Here is a 1,373-nt window from a genome sequence, read left to right as displayed (position 1 = left end):
CGCTTAGCAACATGATAGGGATATTGAGCAATGAGCATGTTTTCGACCGGCTTGAGCGGGCTGAATGCGGCGCAGAATGCGCTAAGCACTACCAGTAACAATATCAGCAACGTGTATACGCCCGGTTTCAACCGTGAAGTCACTCTGCTCGGCGAGGGATCAGCGGGCACACGTGGGGTGCAAGTTGACGATATCGAGCGTCAGTTCAACCGCTATGTCGCCGATCAGCTCAACAATGCCCGCACGCAATCCAGCGCGTTAGAAAAATATGCTCAGCAAGTCGAACAGATCGATAACTTGCTAGCCGACCGCGACGCCGGTTTGGCGCCGTTAATGCAAAACTTCTTTTCTGGGCTGGAAGATTTGACAAGCGCTCCCTCCGATCCTGCCTCACGACAAGGTGTTATCGGCACAGCACAAACGCTCAGTGCTCAGTTCCGCTCCTTTGATGGCTACCTGCAAGATATGCAAAGCAATATCAATAGCGAGATCAAAGACGAAATCACGCAAGTCAATAACACCACTCAGCAAGTCGCTGGCCTTAATCGTGAGATTGCATTAGCAAGAGCACGTACAGGTGAAGCCCCCAACAGCCTGCTCAACCAGCGCGATCATCTTATTGCGGAGTTAAATGACCGCATGGATTTTCGCCTCAATATTCAAGACGGCAAAACCTACAACGTCAGCTTACCCAATGGTCAGCCATTGGTGACCGGCACGGATGCCTTCAAGCTCACCCCCTTGCAATCAGAAAGTGACCCACAACGCACCGTAATAGGTTACCGCGATGGCGGTGGTAACGTGATTCCTCTGAAAGAAGACGTGATCACCGGTGGCAGCATTGGTGGCTTGCTGCGCTTTCGAGAAGAAACGCTAGACAAAACCCAGGATCAAATCGGGCAGCTTGCCGTGTCGTTAACGACCGCCTTCAACGAGCAGCACAAGCAGGGGGTCGACCTTAACGGTGACCAAGGCGAGGACTTCTTTACGATTCGTGCGCCCCAGGCTTACAGCTCTCCTGATAACAGCGCGAAGGTCGACGCCATTGCCTTCGATCCGACACGCGTCGATGACCTGCGCGCAACGGATTACCAAGTGCGCTACGACAGCGGCAAGTTTACCGCCACTCGACAAGACAGCGGCGAGACAGTGAGTACTGAATGGGATGGCGACTTGCTGGCATTCGGCGGCATGACGATGACGTTTGATGGGCCCCCTTCTCAGGGCGATACGTTTAACGTGCAGCCTGTGCGGCGCGCAGCGGCAGGCATGGACGTGCGAATTAACGACCTGGACAAGATCGCCGCCGCTCAAGGCCCCGTGCGACCTATGCCCTACTCTACAGTTGATTTTCAATCGCAGAGTACGACGCG

At 54.3% G+C, this 1,373-nt stretch carries 1 protein-coding gene; it reads left to right on the top strand.

From position 1 onward, the window contains the following. Positions 1 to 30 precede the first annotated feature (30 nt). Positions 31 to 1,373: flagellar hook-associated protein FlgK (flgK, locus tag QC823_RS16100; RefSeq protein WP_309657357.1), on the top strand; the 1,343-nt coding region annotated here is incomplete at its 3' end.

The organism is Vreelandella vilamensis, from assembly GCF_031451755.1.
GTDB lineage: Bacteria > Pseudomonadota > Gammaproteobacteria > Pseudomonadales > Halomonadaceae > Vreelandella > Vreelandella vilamensis.
This window is presented reverse-complemented; position numbering and strand designations above follow the sequence as displayed.